The organism is Candidatus Nomurabacteria bacterium (assembly GCA_020631905.1).
Taxonomy (GTDB): domain Bacteria; phylum Patescibacteriota; class Saccharimonadia; order Saccharimonadales; family VXPC01; genus JACKGQ01.
Genome location: JACKGQ010000001.1, coordinates 191,086 through 209,027, shown reverse-complemented (window position 1 = coordinate 209,027; position 17,942 = coordinate 191,086). Strand labels below are relative to the sequence as shown.

Below are 17,942 nucleotides of genomic sequence, written 5' to 3'. Positions count from 1 at the left end.
TTAGAATACTCCCCCGGGTATTAACCACTGCAGGAACGCCCACAAAAATACATAGGCCACTAATGCCCACACGACGTTATATATGCGGTTTTTCGCAGACTGCACTTTGCCAGGATCTTCGCGAGCCACCGTATACTGTATACCGGCCACAATCAGCAGAATTATCATCAGCGGCACCACAATTACCGACATAATGTCTAGACCCTTGGAGAGTGTTTTCATAATTGGCAAGCCTCCCAGGCAGTCGCCGGCTGTGCCGTCGCAGGTAAAAGTATCTTGGTTGCTATTGTCGCAGACACCGTAGACATCAAACTCATCAGGCGCACAGGCGCTCTGGGTGGGGGTGGGCTCAGGATTGTTGGTGTCAGTCCCGCCTCCAGAACCGATCTGTCCACCCGAGCTACCTCCACCCGAACTACCTCCACCCGAACTACCGCCACCCGAACTACCATTGCCAGTCTCTCCCACGCCGGCGGTGAACTTTTCTAAGCATGTTGTATTGCGTGAATCCGAGTAAACACCATTCACGAGTGCATAATAACTACAGTAGTTGCTAATGTTGCTTTCGGTTGGGCCGTTCTGGAGGATGTTGTTAACGCAATCGTTACGTTCGCCAGAATTTGTAATTTCCGAGCAAACATATACTGCCAGATCATTAAGCTCGCTATCTGTGGCGCTACTAGTTAGGCAGCCTGTCTCGGTCGCATTGTAACCATACGGGCAAGAACACTGGCCACCATCTAGAGTTATCCATGTTCCGCCTGTACTACTACACTGGGCCCGAGTTGGTGCAGCAGACAACTTTGGTGCAAATCCAAAAACAACCACTAGTACTTGAAATAACAATACGGGCAGAAGACCGACGCTAATAAACTTTTTGTTTAGATGCTTCATTTATTTGCTTATGTTACTTCTTTGTGGCCGAATAATCAACAGCTTACGCCAACAATACTTTGCTTATACTTAAGCCCGTAGTATAGTAGGTTTAACAAAAAGGGTGTTACAACAAATAGATATGAATCGAAAAACATTGCGCGTAATCGTTGTTTCGGCAATTGTTGCCGGTCTGCTAGTGGGCGGCTACTTGCTTTTTAGATCTTTAACTGCAGATCCGGCCGTAAAAGAAGCCAAGAAAGTTATGCAGCTACTAGTAGACAAGAAAGACAGCGAAAGTTACGCCCGCACCTCCAAGACACTCAAAGATTCCGTGACACAAGACGCATGGAGTGACTTTCGAAAGAGCATAGATTACCAACTAGCCCTAGAGCCAAGATTTGATAAATCGGTGAAAGAGAGCGATTCATACAAAAGGATATACTTCTTAACAGTTGCCGAGCAAGATCCGAGGTATGATTTTCGATTAGACACCGAGAAACAAGAAGACGGCAGTTGGGTCGTAGTATATATACAGTCAAAGCCGATAAACAATAACAACAAGGGTGCTGATGAGAATTAAGCGGATAATTACAACAGAAAGAGATGCGCTGCTCGTGGTGATTACCAAGGTCTTTGGTTTTGCTGCATTGGTTTTAGTATTGCTGGCTTCTAGAGTCGGAGTAGGGCCACAGTCTGCTTATGCTGCCCAAGATTTTAGTGACCCGGGAAAACCTAGGGTAGATTTTCCTCAAGCGGGTATATTTCAATGGTATTACTATAACGACCTTATGGACGATATTGACTATCCAGATGCCGAAATCATTAGGGCCGAATATAGTCAGGACTACGCAGTCCTAACTTTGGCATCACAGATATTCAGCATCGATCTTAGATATGACGCTGGCGATCAGGTTTATAGGACCGAAAGAGTAAATAACGGAACTGTAAACACAATCTGCGGTGAGACGGGCACTCCCTTGAGCGAGGTTGTACTACAGCCCGTTATGCCTCGGCACAGCAACACATCCCCAAGTTACCCAACCTTTTATACACCAAGCAATGAGGACCCACAGCTATTTAATCCAGAAATAATAAAAGGCGGTAGTTATTTATTGACCCTTGGGGTAGATGGAACAAATTACTGTCCAGGACTTAGCGCAGCCAGTTCGCGAATTATTATTGCAGACGGCCTAAATTACGATGCGTCGGCATCAGTAGGGGCGCCGTCACCAAGCTCAAGCACCAACGGTCGTGTTTGGGTAGATTATAATGGGGTTGCATTTGATGAGGGCGAGTTTGCAGACCCTCTTAGGTTCGTTGCCATTTCGCCATTCGAGATTATCGATCGATCGATTAATTATCCCGGGACTAATGATCCTGTCATTTACGCAATGGCAAGTGAAAACTTTTGGGGAGACGGTGACCAGCAACGGTTAGTCGATGACGGATTAGCGACATATTGGCCATTAAGGCCCGGGGTTGCAGGCGCCAAGGATCACTACGACGATACGGATTACGCCTGGGTGCACTCGGCTTCGAAGCAATGTAGGGGCGGGTTTGCAGTCCGGACCTCCGAAGAAGATGGAAATAGAGGTAGATACGGACGAATCGCTGCAGTACCTGTTGAATACACTGACAGAGGTAATGAGGCCAGTGGGGTTGACTGTAACATCTTGAGAGAAAACGACGACGGCAACCAAGAACGCTTATCGGTCACTGCAGTAATTGGTTTCCTATCTGAAGATAAGATTGATACCGTGCACAACCTGAGCCGTGGATGTGGCGAGGCAGGGAACGATAACTGCCCTGCATACCACTCACATAGCGATCGTGCCTTTTATGATAGCAGCACCATGTTTAGGCAGTGGTTTGCAAGTCTATACTGGAAGATAGTTGATGGTACAGCCTATATCTATTCTTATGGTAAAGACGGTGCAGCTGATGTACAGCTGAAGCGCTGGATTCCCAACCCAGATGCTCAAACGCTTGAAGAGTTCGTTTCTACACTAGAGAAGCCAACCGATCCGAATACAAATAAGCCCGACCTCTTATCTAATATAAATATAACCTCGGCGTTTGGCGACATGACCAGTCCAGACCTGGAAATATGGACAGCCGAAAGCTGCATCCCAAGCGATGGCGGGTATCCAAAATCTTTCCTATTAATCAATAGGCCAAGAGATGTTGGAACTGATATATCAGACGCCTTTACTACCAGTGGCAGTGCGACGGACAGGAACTCTTTACGCGCAGCTACCGCTCTGGTATATGACAGGAATCGACGTATTCACTGGGTCGATGATCAGGCAAGCTGCTTTATGGGCAGCTCTATTGAAGAGAATGTAACAGGTTATCACGAAAGATGGGTAAGTAAGGTTAGGGCTACCGCTGCAGGAGTTGCAGACGTTCAGCCCGATATAAAGGACCGGGATGGCACGGTAGGGTATGTATACATAGCTTATCCGGCACGTTCAGCATTGGCTGAGAGCCTTAGTGATTTAGGCGGAGACAACGAAATAGCAGTAGTCACAGAAGACGCCTACTTTACCAATACCTGTGAGTCGGCCAGTTTTGGCTCGAACCCACTCACATGGCTGGGCTGCTCTTTGCTCCAAGCCGCCGATAGTCTAATAACCTGGATAGACGGCGTGATCACCAATTTGCTGACTGTTTCGGAATCTCGAGATCTTACCTCGGCAGCAAGCACAAGAGACGGGGTGGCCAACGCCTATAAGGTTTCGTGGTCGCTAATCAAAAACATCGCCACGGTTGGCATAGTCTTTACGGCTTTATTTATGGTTATCTCGACGGCGCTCGACCTTGGATTCTTTAGTAGCTATACAATCAAAAAATACCTGCCGAGGCTCCTGATTGGTGTGATTGCCATGCAGCTGTCTTGGGTGCTATGCGTGGGGCTCATAAAACTAGTTAATGCGATTGGCTCAGGTGTCGAAGCGATAATTTACTATCCTTTCTCAGAGGTAAGCATTGCTGGTGACACCGTACACGTAAAAGACCTCAAGATGGCGCATATCTTTATGGGCTCGCTTACAGGCTCTGGCACTGGCGAAGGACTGCTGTTTGCCGCCGGCGCTGGTCTCGGAGCAGTTGCCCTAGTGAGCATTGGGCTCTTTGGCGTGCTGGCAATCGCCTATACAGCTGCCACGGCCATGTTGGGGGCGTTTATAGCTCTGGTATTTAGGAAGATGGCAATTATTCTCTTGTTAATCGCTAGCCCGCTAGCAATTGCAGCTTGGGTATTGCCGGGCGATGACGGCATGTGGAAGAAATGGCGCTCAACTTTTACCGGCCTATTGTTTATGTACCCAGCAATTGTTGGTATCGTGGCAATCGGTAAGATATTTGCAGCTATTTCGGCAGCAAACGGTAGCTTGGTAGCCTGGTTTATTGGCATCGTGGCCTATGTGGGAGGCTATTTTGCAATTCCACTCCTCATGAAGTCGATGATGGGCATATTCCGCAACATTACCGGCATGGTAAACGACAAGTCCAAGGGTCTAATCGACCGCGGCAAGAACAACCTCACCAGCAAGCGTGACCAACAAAAGAAATGGGGCCAAGAAAACAAGCTTGCCAGATCTCGTGAGAAGCTGGCGGTTGGTGCTGGCGGTATCTTCGATAGGGCTCGCACTGGAACACTTGGGGCCGGGCGAGGCAAGCGCCAAGCTGCTAGACTCCAGGCGACTAGAGACCGAGTGCAAGGGCACCAGGACTTCACCCAGCGTATGGATTTGATGGACCAAAAGAACGTCCAGGTCGGTACAGATGCTTACGGTAACCCTATATATCAACGCATGAGCTTGGCCGAGGCTAAGGCGGTAGCCCAAAGACAGGGTGCTGACGCTGCTGCAGAGACATATAATCCTGATGCCGTTAGAGCCAATCAGCTACGTACTGCACGCAAAGCAAATGCAGAGAATCACCGATCGGCCATGGAGCACCTCTCAACTGATGATATTGTAGCGAGAGCTATGGCGGCAAATGCGGACAATAGTGATGGTGTTCTAGACGCGGCAATGCAAGCTCTTGGAGACAGAAGAGACTACGCAGGGTTAGCTAGTCTGCAAAGCCAACTCGCCAGTGGCGGAAGACACGAGTCATGGAACGATGCTAAGAATATAAACTTTGGCTCCGTAAAGGATGTATCCTCTGCCTTAACGATTGATGTTAGCGACGGAGACACAGACGCAACCCTGAAAGCAAAGAGAGCAGAAAAATTTCATGGGCTTAGTGATGAGGCTAAGGCTGCCGAAGGTAAAGCGGCATGGGGTGAGTACCTTAGCGACGCTCCAGCTGGTGTAGATTCGCGAACCATACTTGATAACATGAAGCTCAATGGCCAGCTGTCGAAGTTAATGAAGCAGGACGTCAAAGATCTTTAGTGTAACGACTCGTATAATTGATACTAATTAATCAGGCAGGCGATCGACCCGAGCCTGGTTGGCGTCATCGATTCTTGTACGTCTACTCATATTGTAGTTGGCTTTAGCAGCTCTGCCGGCTGACCTCGCAGCGCGACGACCAGCGCCCTCACCACGTTCGATAGATCTATTAACTCGCCTATAGCTGCCACGGCCCGGTACGCCGAACCCTCTGCGGGCGTTGCTAAAATGAGTGTCAGACGCTGTTGATCTACTGCCAAACTTCGTGCGTTGTTTCGCTTGCTTGCCAGCAACCCTAGAGCCTAGCTTAATGCCTACGTTCTGCTTTTTGCGAGCAACCCATTTTACGCCACGCCGCTTAGCGGCAATAGCTCTCTGGGTTACACCGTCACGCTCACTCCAAACTGGATCGCCAGAGTGTCTTTCGGTACCGATAGCTTTAGACGATGCAGCTGCTGCTGCGATACCTAACCCGGCAAATGCTTCTCCCCAAGAAGGTAGCAGATCTTTGGCTACCTCCAAAGGTCGGTCGGCAACCGCAAGAGATGAATCCCAAGCTGTATCCCAGGCCTCTTTGACATTCATGCCGCCGCGCCAAGCCACAAAGCTAACCAAGCCTGCAGTTGCTACAGCGCCCACCACGCGTGCAACGCGTCTAATCTTGCGCTGTTGTTCCGGGGCAAAGCTGTTGTTGATAAATTCGGTTGCTGGCTCAGCCATATAGGTTCGGTGAGCTTCGTCTAAACCGTCTGCGATTCGTGTTGGTAATGATTCTTGTAGTGCCATAATGTGCCATATATTAGCATAAGCTTGTGTTTTTGTAAAGTACTTTTAGTAGTTTGTTTATACTTATCAGATGTAGATTAACTGGCGTAGCGGTGTTAAAATAACCATAACCTATGGCAACGTATAAGGTACTGCAGGATATAGAGGCAGAAGATAAGATATTGGGTCCACTGACCCTAAAGCAGTTTGTGTTCGCCGGAATCACCGCCACAATCGGCGCTGTTGGCTACTTTATATCGAGCAACACCCACCCGGCAGCCTTTATACCATTTTTGTTTGGGATGATCCCATTCGGCTTTTTGGCAGCACCGCTGGGACGCGACCAACCGAACGATGTCTGGCTAGCCGCTAGACTAAGATTTATGTTTAAACCTAAAAAGCGCATCTGGGACCAAACCGGTATTCAAGAGTTAGTAACTATTACTGTGCCCAAAAAAGAAATCAAGCACTATACTGACGGTTTGAATCGCGACCAAGTGACTAGCCGATTGCGGGCTCTAGCTAATACAGTCGACTCACGCGGGTGGGCTGTCAAAAATGTAATCCTTAACTTGTCGAGCCCCGAGCGAATCGAGAGCCCCGACCGCTTAGTTGCGCCAAGCGACATACCTCAGATGGTCCAAGATGTTGATGTGCGCGCTAGCGACGATATTTTAGACAACAACGCCAATAGCGTTGCCCAGCATTTTCAACAGATGTTAGACGACAAACAACAAGCTGCCAAAGCAGCCTTGGCTGCCAAAATGAGCTCCAACGCATCGGCTCCTGCTCCTCAACAGCCCGAGATTCAGCCAACCGAACAAGCATTTCTAGAAAACCTGCACAAGAAACAAGCTCGTTTGGGCGTTTTGCCCGACCAAGTAAATGAAGTAAGCGTGAGCCCTCAAGCGGCCACGGCAATCATTAACTCTAACCAGCCACAGACAGCCCCACCACCGCCAATACCCAGCAGCTTGCCACCAGCCAACGCGCAGGCTGACCCGGTAAACTCTCCAACAGAATCTGTGCCATCTATGCAGCAATCGGGTATAATCAAACAGCTTGCAGAAAATGATGATTTTACGGTCGCCACCATTCAGCAACAAGCCAACCGCGACCACGACTACATCGACGACGGCTTTGAGGTAAGCTTAAAATAGGGAGGGCAAGAAGATGGATCCAAACATACAACCAGTCCAATCACCAGTCCAGCCAACGGCCGCGACTTATCCGATGGTAGACCCAAATATTCCAGCCCCGCTCACCCAAGTGCCTCCAGCCCAGCCCACAACGCCCACCAGCCCCCAGCCGATGCCGATGGCCAAACCGCCGATTAACCCCAATAGCACCCAAAACACTCTAGACATTGCCGAAATTCGCGACGGAATTGTAGTAATGAACGATGGTTCGTTTAGGGCAGTTGTGATGTGTAAATCGATCAACTTCGACCTGATGAGCCCCCAGGAAAGGGAGGGGGTTGAGTACGCTTATCAGGGCTTCCTAAACTCGCTTTACTTTCCGATTCAGGTGTTTATTCGATCGCGCAAGGTCGATCTAGCACCATACATCCAAAAGCTCGAAAAAATTCGCTCCGAACATGACAACATGCTGCTGTCTGTGCTGATGCAAGATTATATATATTTTATGGAAGATTTATCGCAGCAAACCAATGTGATGGATAAAATGTTTTATGTGGTGATTCCATATTTTCGCGAGGGCTTTGATGCCCAAAACGCCATCAAAGAAACCAAGAACATGTTTAGCAACATCTTTAACTTTAATAAAACTGCCGATCACGTTACTATCGACGAGCCAACGCTCGAACGGGCTAAAGATGAACTCCGTAATCGCGTCCAGGCTGTGATGCAGGGCTTGTCTCAATCCGGGGTGCAGAGTTTGCCACTCGACACCCAAGAGTTAATCGAGCTTTACTATGATTCTTACAACCCCGATACCGCCACTCGCCAGCAGCTGAAAGATTTTAGCCAGATGACGGCTCCAGTGGTTACCAAGGGCGATGGCCAAGCAATCGACCACAATCTAGACAGGAGTATAGGCTAATGTTTGGTAAAAAACAGATTGACCCAGTAACTTTGGCCCAGCAGCAGCGAATGCGTGAGGAAATGGAAGTCCAGCAAGCCTTCCAAAAAGGTGTAACTGCTTTGCGAGACTTCATTGCGCCAAGCTCGCTCGAGCTCCAAAGCTCTTACTTTCAGCTAGGCACTCGCTATGCTCGGACCTATTACGTCTACGGCTACCCAAGGCAAGTGTATACCGGCTGGCTGTCGGGCATGATTAACCTCGACGAAATTATCGATATATCGATGTATGTTTATCCAGTTGAGAGCCAGGTGGTCTTAGACAACCTGCGCAAAAAAGTCGGTCAGCTCGAAGCCGGAATCCAGATTGATGCCGAGAAGGGCCGGGTGCGCGACCCCGCCAAACAAGCCCAGATTCTCGACGCCGAAGAAATGCGCGATAAGCTGCAGGTTGGCGAAGAGCGTTTCTTCCGCTTTGGCTTGTACTTTACAATTTACGCCAGCAGTCTAGACGAGCTCGAGTTTGTTAGCCACAAAGTAGAGAGCATGCTTGGCCAGCAGCTTGTTCACAGCAAGCCAGCCAGCGCCCAGCAGGAGCAAGGCTTAAGTACGACCATTCCTCAATTTGTCGATAAACTGCAGATTAGGCGCAACATGAACACCGGCGCAATTAGCACAAGTTTTCCGTTTACTAGCGCTGATCTAACCCAAGAAAACGGTATTCTGTACGGCATTAACATGCACAACTCTGGCCTGGTAATTTTTGATCGATTTAGCCTAGAAAACAGCAACAGCGTGGTCTTCGCTAAAGCCGGTGCTGGTAAAAGCTTTACCGTTAAGCTCGAGGCTTTGCGCCAATTGATGGTCGGCACCGAGATTGTGATTATCGACCCAGAAAACGAATACCAGCGAATGTGCGAGGCTGTAGGTGGCGCTTACGTAAAACTTAGTCTTAACAGCCCGACTCGAATCAACCCATTCGATATTCCACAGGTGTTTGACAGTGAAGATGCCGACAACGCCTTGCGTAGCAACCTAATCACCCTGCACGGGTTAATGCGCCTAATGATGGGTGGGGCCCAGGCAGCTATGGCGGCCAATGGTGGGGCCACTACACCGGTACTCGCACCTAGCGAAGAAGCCGACCTAGATGCCGCTTTGATCGAAACTTATGAAAAAGCCGGCATAACTAGCGATCCGCTCACACACGGTAGCCCGCCACCGACAATTAGCGACCTCTACGACACACTCCTACACATGGGTGGCAATGGGCCTCAGCTTGCCCAGAGACTACGTAAATACACCAGCGGTACGTTTGCGGGCATTTTTAGCCAACAAAGCAATATAAACATTAATAACCCGATGGTTGTTTTTAACGTGCGCGACCTCGAGGATGAGCTGCGACCTGTAGCGATGTTTATTGTGCTTAACTATATCTGGAATAAGACCAAGGCCGACCAGCGCAAACGGTTACTGATCGTCGACGAGGCCTGGCAGCTGATGAAGTACGAAGACTCGGCTAGTTTCTTGTTTAGTATTGCTAAACGCTGCCGAAAATATTATCTAGGCTTAACCACGATCACTCAAGATGTTGAGGACTTTATGAGTTCGCGTATGGGCCGAGCAATTGTGGCTAACGCCAGCATGCAGATTCTCTTAAAGCAATCGCCGTCGGCGGTTGATGTCTTGGCGGATGTGTTTAAGCTCACCAGTGAGGAGCGTAAGCGGCTAAGTAACTTTCCGGTTGGGCAGGGCTTATTCTTTGCCGGCCAAAGCCATGTCCATATTCAGATTTTACCCAGCCAAACAGAACAGAGCCTAATTACTACAAATCCAGACCAGATAAAAGCCCTTCAACAGCAACAGGCCCAGCAAGATGCGCGCAATCAGGAATTCCTAGACCAGGGAACGACGGTTTAGCAGCAACCCCAAACTGTTAATTTAAAGATAAAATTGGTAAAATAAACTTCAAATATGGGCGTAGACGACAAATGGAGTGATGAGCGGAGTGCTCTCGACCAAGAAGGTGGTTGGTACAACCGGCAAGCTGGCACTAAGCTTGCAGAACGACCTGCCGGCGAATCGGCTGGCAGTAAACTAGATGAGGGCCAAGCATACACTGGTAGCTTAGGCGCAGATGCTGGTTCTAAAGAGGCTGCAACCGAGAAGCAAAAACTGGCTAAAGCTGGTGGTGCCAAGAGCGCTCAGGTAGGTGACGACTCTGATTCGGGCGATAAAAAGGATCGCAAGAAGGCTGCGCTGGCAATAATCGGGGTAATCGGCTTACCGGTTATTGCAGTTTTTTTGGTTCTGTATTTATTTTTAGGCTTTTCGATCGAGCACTTGGCGCAGCTCCAACACACCTACCGTTTTGCCCAAACCCAGAGGGCTATTGGCAAAGTCACCAGACAAATTACTATTGCTCAGTTTTCTTTGACGGATGATTCATTAATTCCAAGGAATTTGCCTGGGGGTAGGACTGGACTAATTAGTCGGCTGGCTGGCTGGACGCCAGAGAAAGCTCTACTAACTATGGGTGCGGCTGATATTAAACTAACTTATGGCCGTGGATCAATACCAGGATCAAGAAAATTAACCGGGTTTAGCTACATAGACGAGGCCGGGGTAGAGATAAAAAGAACAACCCGTGGTCCTGGTGCTATTACTGAAGGTGTTTTGCTTGATGAACTTACCAGCCAAATAGATAAAGGTCTAGTTAACATGAATAAGGGCTGGTTGTTTCGGCGACGAACCATGCGCTATGTGCGTGAATCTAGTGGAATAGTGCTAGCAAGATTTAAAGAATTTCTAGCCGCCCAGAAAGCTGGCAGAAGACTGAGTTTGACCGAAATGAGGGCAGCAGGCTTAACCGAAGACGTGTCGCATGTACGCGCAGGTAGGGCACCACCAGAACCATCTATTAGCGAAGCACGGGCAGCCGCGAACGAGTTCGAGGAAGGCATAAAAGAGGGTCGAGTCAGCAGGTTCAAGCGAGTTTTGGGGTCAAATGCAATCGAACGACTCAATCGGGTTGGTCAGATCTCCGACTACTTATTTTATCTAACGCTATATTGCATGGGGAGGGATGTGTTTAAGAATATACGTACAGCCATTGATGGGCGGATTGACGGCTTTATGAACCATGCCTCGAGCCTGTTTACAGCTAATGATCAGTTCCATGCCGGTGGCGAGAATGCCACCCAAGATGCCTTGCACTACGAAACCCAAAAGTGGGAGGGAGCTGAGCTGTCACAAGAGTATGCCATGGCCACTGGGAGGCCGATTAGTACAGTGCCTTTAGATAATCGAGCCACAAATGCTGATTCGCCAATGAAATTATTGGGGTTAGACCTAGAAACACTGGACGTTGTGGCGACTGTTGGCGAACTTGCATCGGGCAAGTCTATTCCAGGTGTAGGTAGCCTGCTTGATTATGTGTGTGGCTGGATTATGAATCCAGTCTTCCAGTTTTCGACCATAGCGCTCGAGCTGCTGGCATTGGTGATGTCTGCCGGTGGCTCGAAGGGCGCGACCAAGCTTACTACAGAATCAATAAAATTTGCGGCCAAGAGGATGGTGCGAGATTTTGCTCTTGGAACATTTGCAGACTTTGCTTTACGATGGTCGGTCGAGTTGGCAACAACATCATACGCCGTGTTTGGGCCGGGCGAGGGGGCCAAGGCTTATAATGCCGCAGGTGCTGGCGATGTGTTGACGGGCTCAATTGGTATCCCCATGAAATACACCAATAAAATCTCACCTCAAGAGGCATCCATGCAACAGCGCGAAAGTGTACTTGCATACCAACAGGCAGAAAGATCTAAAGGCTGGCTATATGCCTACTTTAGCCCGCGCAGCCCATTCTCGATTACCTCGAGCATTCTCATAAACACTCCGGCTAGTTTTAGCACGCTGTCTATAGGTATTGGACGATTCTTCTCGTGGCTAACCAAACCGAGCAGCTCATTTAACTTCGCTTTCGCTGGGGTTGGCGCAGCTGCAACCTACAGCCCGGAAACAGAATTCTACGACATGCAAGATTATCTATACGGGTTTAGTGAGGGTAGTTTCTACGATTTTCAAGACCTTACTAACAGCCTCGAAAAAAACGACGGCGAAAAGCTGGGTAGTCTTATAGACGACTATGGAGAGTGCCTAACCTACACCGTAAAAGATGTGGCCTTAGGCGATGTTGACGACAGCTGCAACGACGAGGGAGCTCTCCAGCTTAAAAGATACTACTTGTTCTGCGAAACAATCGACGCCGTTACACGGGTGGGTAGTAACAACGACGGCTACAACACTAATGACTGTCTCGACCTAGACGGCAAGACCCCCGTCACAAACAGCTTGAGCGGCAATTCTACCAATTCTCAGTCAGGAGCTACTACCACTGAGGGATTAGTGCACTATCCGAGATATAATATGTATTTCCCGGGGTGTATTTGGGATGGCACCCAACCACCCGAAGCCGATTCACACAACGGAGGCTATGCTCAACAGCCTGGTGCTAAAGCGATTCAAAAGCTAGTTAACGACAAGTATGGCCAGGGGGGCACGGGCGTAATTGGTAGATGCAGAGACGCTGGCCCCGATATGCATAGCACTGGGCGAGCGGTTGATTCGTACTTTAAGGCCTATGTGCCGGCCGAACTCGCCAAAGGCAACAGTGCGCTTGGCTGGCTGGTCACAAATGCCGACATCTTTGGCATAGATTACGCTAAGTTCTGGAAAGTTGAATGGTATCGGAGCAAGGGTTGGCAGTGTGTAGCCAGCGCTAAAAGTGCTCAGGAACACATTACCCATATCCACTTTCAGTTAAGTTGGGATGGGGCTGTCGAGAAAACCGCGTACTTTACAGACGGAGCCGTTCCGAAAGAAAATAACCAAGGCAGATTCATCGATCAAAATGCCTGTAAGCCAAGCCAGCCATGATCAAAAGATACATAAAAAACTGCCTGCGCCGCATGAAGCACCTGCTAAGCGTTGTTTTTGTGGTCTGCTTTTCGATCGTAAATAGCGGCGTGGTGATGGCCGCAGCTGGCTATAACTCGGGTACGCCATATCTTTATCCATTTTACATACCAGAAGATGCTCAGTGCTCGGTGCCTGGCACCACAGAAGCAATTGGGGTACCAAACTCTTTTACAGAAGATCAGAGGATTGCTCAAACATTCATAGTTGGCTTTACCAAAGACCAGGTTGAAGAAATGAGAGTAATCGTAGAAAAATACAAGATCGGTGGAGTGCTAATACTCGGCAACAACGGTAACAGTGTATTTAATTCTACTCTATTCAGTGATCTGAATAGCCGCTCGGGGGTGCCCTTGTTGGTTGCCAGCGACGAAGAAGGTGGCAGTGTGCAGAGGTTTAAAACCGAGATAGGTAGCTTTCCGAGTGCACACGAGATGGGAGCAATGACCGATACAGAAGTCCAGGCCGTAGGCAAACAGATTGGTGAGGGTCTGGCTGGACGAGGCGTTAATGTCGCTCTTGCTCCGGTTGTAGATTTGAGCTCAGATGTAAGCGGGGAGTTCGGAAATTCATCGGTTAGTCGAACATTTTCTATAGATCCAGTGGTTGTTGCCAGAAAAGCGGCAGCCTTTGCATCGGGCTTGAGAGAAGCCGGAGTCTCGCCAACCTTCAAACATTTCCCAGGTTTAAGTAAAGGCAAGAACACCGATAACGAATCTTCCACCATTGCATTCTCGGAAATGACCGACGACCTGAAGCCCTACGAAACTCTCCTTGGTAAGTCCAATAAAGATATTGTGATGCTAAACAGCTCTACCATAACCGGGCTAACAGAAAACGGCTTAGTTGCTGATGTATCTCCTGCAGTCGTAGATCTTTTGAGAACTACTTATAAACATCAGGGCTTGATTGTTAGCGATGCTTTAGAGGGGCCTGGTGTAAAAAATGTGGTTGGCGGTCTTACTGAATCTGCACCAAAGGCGCTTGCTGCAGGTGTGGCTCCGTTATTTGGCTATAGCGCAAATGGAGGCGAACAGGGAATAATTGACGCTATCGAAGCTGTCAAGAACTCTGGAGTCGACTACAATCTGGTTTTAAATGACATGATCAAATACAAAGGGGGTAACCTAAATGCCGTAAACGGGGGTGGACTGCCAAGCGGAAGTAAAGTGTATGTACTCGGTGATTCAATTACTGTCCAGCTTATTTCTCCCACCGTAATCAGTGATGGTAAAGAAGTTACTAGTAGTTTTGGCCAACCCTTGAAAGGCGACTTAGAGGGTGCTGGCATGACCGTAAGTGGTTTTAGTGCAGTTGGCGGACAAGCAATCAATTGGGGAACTGATCAGGTAAACATAAATGCATCTACGATCGCCCAAAGTGATGCAATAATAGTTGGCCTGGGCACAAACAATTTGCACCAAGTTCTCGCGCCTGGTGCACCTCCGGGCAGAATTTTATCTAACGCAGAGACCACAATAAAAAACTCTGTTCAAAATTTAATTGATGCGGTTAAAGAGGCGAACCCGGATATAAACATCTATTGGACGGCGGTATACTCCCATGGTGATAGTCTATACGGTAGCCCTTGGGACCTAGATCAGTTCTATAAGGTTATCGACGGTTACTTAAGAGAAGTTGCAGCTGCAAACGGAGTAAATGTTATACCTTGGGATCAAAGTCCGGATGCATTAAGTTCTTTGGGTGAAGGTGGTGGAGATGGTATCCATCCAAACGGCAATGGCACAAAAATGTTGAGTAAATTTATCGTCAACCACATCACATCAAACGGCAACTCGGATACCAGCACCACCGCAAGAAGCACTGGCAATTGTGTTTGTTCGGTTGGGGGTGGCTCCACCGAGACACTAGCTGAGGATGAGCGTTATAAAATTGCATGGGATTTTCTAGTAACCGATAAAGGCCTATCCCCAGAAGCAGCCGCCGGCGTAATGGGCAACCTGAAGGCAGAGTCAGGGATTGACCCCCACAACATGCAGAACAATGCACCACTACCCGACAGCCCGTATATGCCGACCGACCCTAGCGATCCAAGCCAAGCCCACCCAGATATCCGCAATAAGTTTGGTTATGGTATAGCTCAGTGGACCTCTGAAGGACGACAGTCAAACTTAATAGCCTTTGCCAACAACGATACCCAAGGTCGAACCACTGGAGATTTACGTCTTCAGTTGGAGTTTTTATGGCAAGAACTAACAGTATCGTATGCTGGTGTACTAGCAGTCCTGCAGACGCCTGGTGTAACAATCGATGATTCGTCGTATACGATGTTGACTGAGTTTATGGTGCCTGGGGTGTTTGTTGAGGGGTCGGATGCCTATAGTGTCGATGGTCAGACAGAAGAAACCGCAAGAAGACTTGGCTTTTCGCAGGACATATATAACACATATTCTGGCATGGCCCCTGGTTCGTATGCTTCTTCGGGTAGTCAACGGGGCTGTGGTGGTAGCTATGCGGGAAGTATCGACCCAGACATGGAAGACTCCACTGGAGTGCCTTGCGCCAGTGGAACCAAGGACCTGGGTGTAGACACTGGCTATAGAAAGGGCAAAGAGTTCCAGATTAGAACTTGTGATATTGGTGGTAACCTGGTGGTTAACTCACAGATCTCTGAGGGTGCCTACGCACTATTTAATGATATGCTAGCACAAGGTCTCGATATTAGTGCAACTGGTGCTGGTGGAGGATTTAGGTCAATGGACGGACAAGTATCTGTCTATGAGAGACATTGTGCGGATGCTGGAATTGAGCCGACACCCGGACCATATCCGCTAGCTAGTAGCTCTGAATATGTTGATTGTCCTGGTGCAGCACCTCCAGGCTATTCGAACCACCAGATGGGCTTCGCCTTAGATATTGAATGTAATGGCAGACTTATTGAGCAGCTATATACTTCTGCAGTTGATAATCCGTGTTTTCAGTGGCTACAAGCAAATGCCTCAAGATACGGCTACTTTGAATTTGGCAAAGGTAAGCAAGAGAGTAGGGACGACCTTGACCACTACGAGGGTTGGCACTGGTCGATAGATGGAAAATAATGAGAGGGTTGAAAGACATGATTAAACGATACCGATACATATTCCTAGGTTTGGCGTTATTGGCGGTGTTGGTTGTGGTATTCGTAGTAACTGGAGGCAATGATATTAAGAACCCAAGCAGACAGATTAACGACGAGAATCCACTTGCTGGAATTGAGTACTCGGTACTCTATGAACATGGTCAGCTTTACGAATTTTTAGATAATAGTGAGGTAAATCTTAGACTCATCCAAGAAGACATGGCTCTTTTTGCCAGAAAGACCATCCCGGCACTTGCAGACAGTTCGACCCTTCTTGGATTTACCTTCACCGGTTCGCCGATCATCCAGGATGGTGTGTTTAATCAGTCTGGAAAATTCTACGGCTGTGACGATACGATTTCTATCAAGGTAACAGACTTGGGGTCTGGAAAGATAAGTCTGTCGATTACAGATCTGGCAAATAATGTAAATATCGACAGTGAGTTGCACTTGGGTGGAAAGAGGTCGGAACTATTGCAAAATATACCAATCAAAACTAAGTATTACGCAATTAGGTATGTTAATAATTCTGACAAAATTTTGGTTATATTTTATGAAGGTTTTAATCGTCGAGAGGTCGATAAAGCCATCAAGATTATTAAAGATGTGCTTCAGGATAGCTACGACGAGAATGACATTATATTTAGTATTAATGCTATTGGGAGTTTCCCGCTAGCAAAAGTCTACCAGCTGTCAGATATACCTAACTTGCATAAGAAATTCCAAACAGATCAAACTATCATCTATTAGTTTATTGAGACAGCTATGATATTTGTGCCGTTGGCGATATTTTTTGTTACGATGTCGGCATCTGTGGTTGTGATTATTGTTTGATGTCCGCTTAGTGTTTTTGTAAATGCTTTGCGTCTGGAGCCGTCTAGTTCGCTAAAAACATCGTCAAATAGAATAATTGGTTTGGTCTGATAATGACTGGTGAGTTTCTCGATCTCGATTGTTTTTAATGCCAGCATTAGTGTGCGAATTTCACCACGAGATGCCTCGGCACTGAAGCCGCTACCCGCACTCTCAAACACAAAGTCGTCACGATGTGGTCCGACGGTAGTATAGCCTAATAGCTGATCTCTTTTAGTGAATTGCTGGAGACTTTTGAGTAGCGCCTGACTATAGTTAGTTGTTTTAGGAGCAGACTGATAATTTAGCTTCAGCTCACGACTTGAGTTTGCGAGTGTTTGATAAATAGGGTTAATTTGCAGGTTAATCTCGTCCACAAATGCTTGCCTGGAACTATTGATAATTTCTGCATTTTCGGCCAGTCTTAGATCCCAGACAAAGACATCTTGGTGGCTAATGTTTTGTTTCTTGAGTAGGTTGTTGCGCTGTACCAAGGATCTCTTATATCTACCGAGCGCGAGCTGGTATTTTGGCTCAAGTCTACACAGAAGACTATCGAAATAGTCACGACGTCTTTGGGGTGAGCCCCTGAGTAGACGCAGTTCCTCCGGATCAAACCAAACTACTGGTTGAATATCTTCGCGTCCAAGTCTTTTCTTTTTATTGCCAGCTACATCAAAACTCTTTTGTTCATCTTTTACTCTTAAGGTTCTGTCTTGGTTTTCGTAACTAATGTCGATTCTTTGCCATTCAGTTTGGTGGCGATATAGGTTTCTAGACCTTACAACTGACAAACCACTCAAATAAGCGATTGCCTCTAGAATAGTGGTCTTGCCGCATGCATTTGGCCCAACTAGAATATTTACGCCGTCTTCAAACTCATAAGAGCTGTCTAAGTGAGCACGAATGTTCTGGAGCCGGATAGAGCGAATTAACATCTAGTATATTTTAGCT

At 47.9% G+C, this 17,942-nt stretch carries 11 protein-coding genes; 8 read left to right on the top strand and 3 right to left on the bottom strand.

Translation table 11 applies throughout. The features are described 5' to 3' along the window. On the bottom strand, nucleotides 1-894 hold the full coding sequence (locus H6798_01120) for a hypothetical protein (protein ID MCB9821126.1): 894 nt from the start codon (nucleotides 892-894) through the stop codon (nucleotides 1-3). Between the two features lie 121 nt (nucleotides 895-1,015). On the opposite strand from H6798_01120, the gene H6798_01115 reads away from it, so the two are divergent. Continuing rightward, nucleotides 1,016-1,456: a hypothetical protein gene (locus tag H6798_01115; GenBank protein ID MCB9821125.1), complete on the top strand. Its 441-nt coding sequence runs from the start codon at nucleotides 1,016-1,018 to the stop codon at nucleotides 1,454-1,456. Next, nucleotides 1,446-5,279 (top strand): hypothetical protein, encoded by a 3,834-nt coding sequence (locus tag H6798_01110; protein MCB9821124.1) that lies wholly within the window; start codon nucleotides 1,446-1,448, stop codon nucleotides 5,277-5,279. The genes H6798_01115 and H6798_01110 overlap by 11 nt, the downstream gene beginning before the upstream one ends. A 27-nt stretch (nucleotides 5,280-5,306) precedes the next feature. Here H6798_01110 and H6798_01105 read toward each other — a convergent pair whose 3' ends face one another. Next, nucleotides 5,307-6,065, bottom strand: a complete 759-nt coding sequence (locus H6798_01105; protein MCB9821123.1) for a hypothetical protein — start codon at nucleotides 6,063-6,065, stop codon at nucleotides 5,307-5,309. Between the two features lie 113 nt (nucleotides 6,066-6,178). Between H6798_01105 and H6798_01100 the strand changes: the two genes are divergently transcribed. The 6 genes from H6798_01100 to H6798_01075 are packed head-to-tail and all read left to right on the top strand — an operon-like array spanning nucleotide 6,179 to nucleotide 16,886. Next, complete coding sequence (locus tag H6798_01100; GenBank protein ID MCB9821122.1) at nucleotides 6,179-7,204, top strand: PrgI family protein; 1,026 nt, start codon at nucleotides 6,179-6,181, stop codon at nucleotides 7,202-7,204. A gap of 13 nt (nucleotides 7,205-7,217) precedes the next feature. Then, nucleotides 7,218-8,105 (top strand): hypothetical protein, encoded by an 888-nt coding sequence (locus H6798_01095; protein ID MCB9821121.1) that lies wholly within the window; start codon nucleotides 7,218-7,220, stop codon nucleotides 8,103-8,105. After that, nucleotides 8,105-10,003, top strand: coding sequence for a DUF87 domain-containing protein (locus H6798_01090; protein ID MCB9821120.1), 1,899 nt, complete (start codon nucleotides 8,105-8,107; stop codon nucleotides 10,001-10,003). The genes H6798_01095 and H6798_01090 overlap by 1 nt, the downstream gene beginning before the upstream one ends. Before the next feature lie 54 nt (nucleotides 10,004-10,057). After that, nucleotides 10,058-13,018: a hypothetical protein gene (locus H6798_01085; GenBank protein MCB9821119.1), complete on the top strand. Its 2,961-nt coding sequence runs from the start codon at nucleotides 10,058-10,060 to the stop codon at nucleotides 13,016-13,018. Then, a complete protein-coding gene (locus H6798_01080) occupies nucleotides 13,015-16,116 on the top strand; it encodes a D-alanyl-D-alanine carboxypeptidase family protein (protein ID MCB9821118.1) in 3,102 nt (1,033 codons plus the stop codon). The genes H6798_01085 and H6798_01080 overlap by 4 nt, the downstream gene beginning before the upstream one ends. Further along, nucleotides 16,116-16,886: a hypothetical protein gene (locus H6798_01075; GenBank protein MCB9821117.1), complete on the top strand. Its 771-nt coding sequence runs from the start codon at nucleotides 16,116-16,118 to the stop codon at nucleotides 16,884-16,886. The genes H6798_01080 and H6798_01075 overlap by 1 nt, the downstream gene beginning before the upstream one ends. Here H6798_01075 and recF read toward each other — a convergent pair. Beyond that, a complete protein-coding gene (gene recF, locus H6798_01070) occupies nucleotides 16,883-17,926 on the bottom strand; it encodes a DNA replication and repair protein RecF (protein MCB9821116.1) in 1,044 nt (347 codons plus the stop codon). The two genes, H6798_01075 and recF, sit on opposite strands and share 4 nt — an antisense overlap. Between the last annotated feature and the right edge of the window lie 16 nt (nucleotides 17,927-17,942).

Excerpts from the sequence above, each read along its gene's own strand:
- H6798_01115 (MCB9821125.1), top strand. The coding sequence starts at position 1,016 with ATGAATCGAAAAACATTGCGCGTAATCGTTGTTTCGGCAATTGTTGCC.
- recF (MCB9821116.1), bottom strand. The coding sequence starts at position 17,926 with ATGTTAATTCGCTCTATCCGGCTCCAGAACATTCGTGCTCACTTAGAC.
- H6798_01085 (MCB9821119.1), top strand. The coding sequence starts at position 10,058 with ATGGGCGTAGACGACAAATGGAGTGATGAGCGGAGTGCTCTCGACCAA.
- H6798_01080 (MCB9821118.1), top strand. The coding sequence starts at position 13,015 with ATGATCAAAAGATACATAAAAAACTGCCTGCGCCGCATGAAGCACCTG.
- H6798_01110 (MCB9821124.1), top strand. The coding sequence starts at position 1,446 with ATGAGAATTAAGCGGATAATTACAACAGAAAGAGATGCGCTGCTCGTG.
- H6798_01100 (MCB9821122.1), top strand. The coding sequence starts at position 6,179 with ATGGCAACGTATAAGGTACTGCAGGATATAGAGGCAGAAGATAAGATA.
- H6798_01095 (MCB9821121.1), top strand. The coding sequence starts at position 7,218 with ATGGATCCAAACATACAACCAGTCCAATCACCAGTCCAGCCAACGGCC.
- H6798_01090 (MCB9821120.1), top strand. The coding sequence starts at position 8,105 with ATGTTTGGTAAAAAACAGATTGACCCAGTAACTTTGGCCCAGCAGCAG.
- H6798_01120 (MCB9821126.1), bottom strand. The coding sequence starts at position 894 with ATGAAGCATCTAAACAAAAAGTTTATTAGCGTCGGTCTTCTGCCCGTA.
- H6798_01075 (MCB9821117.1), top strand. The coding sequence starts at position 16,116 with ATGAGAGGGTTGAAAGACATGATTAAACGATACCGATACATATTCCTA.
- H6798_01105 (MCB9821123.1), bottom strand. The coding sequence starts at position 6,065 with ATGGCACTACAAGAATCATTACCAACACGAATCGCAGACGGTTTAGAC.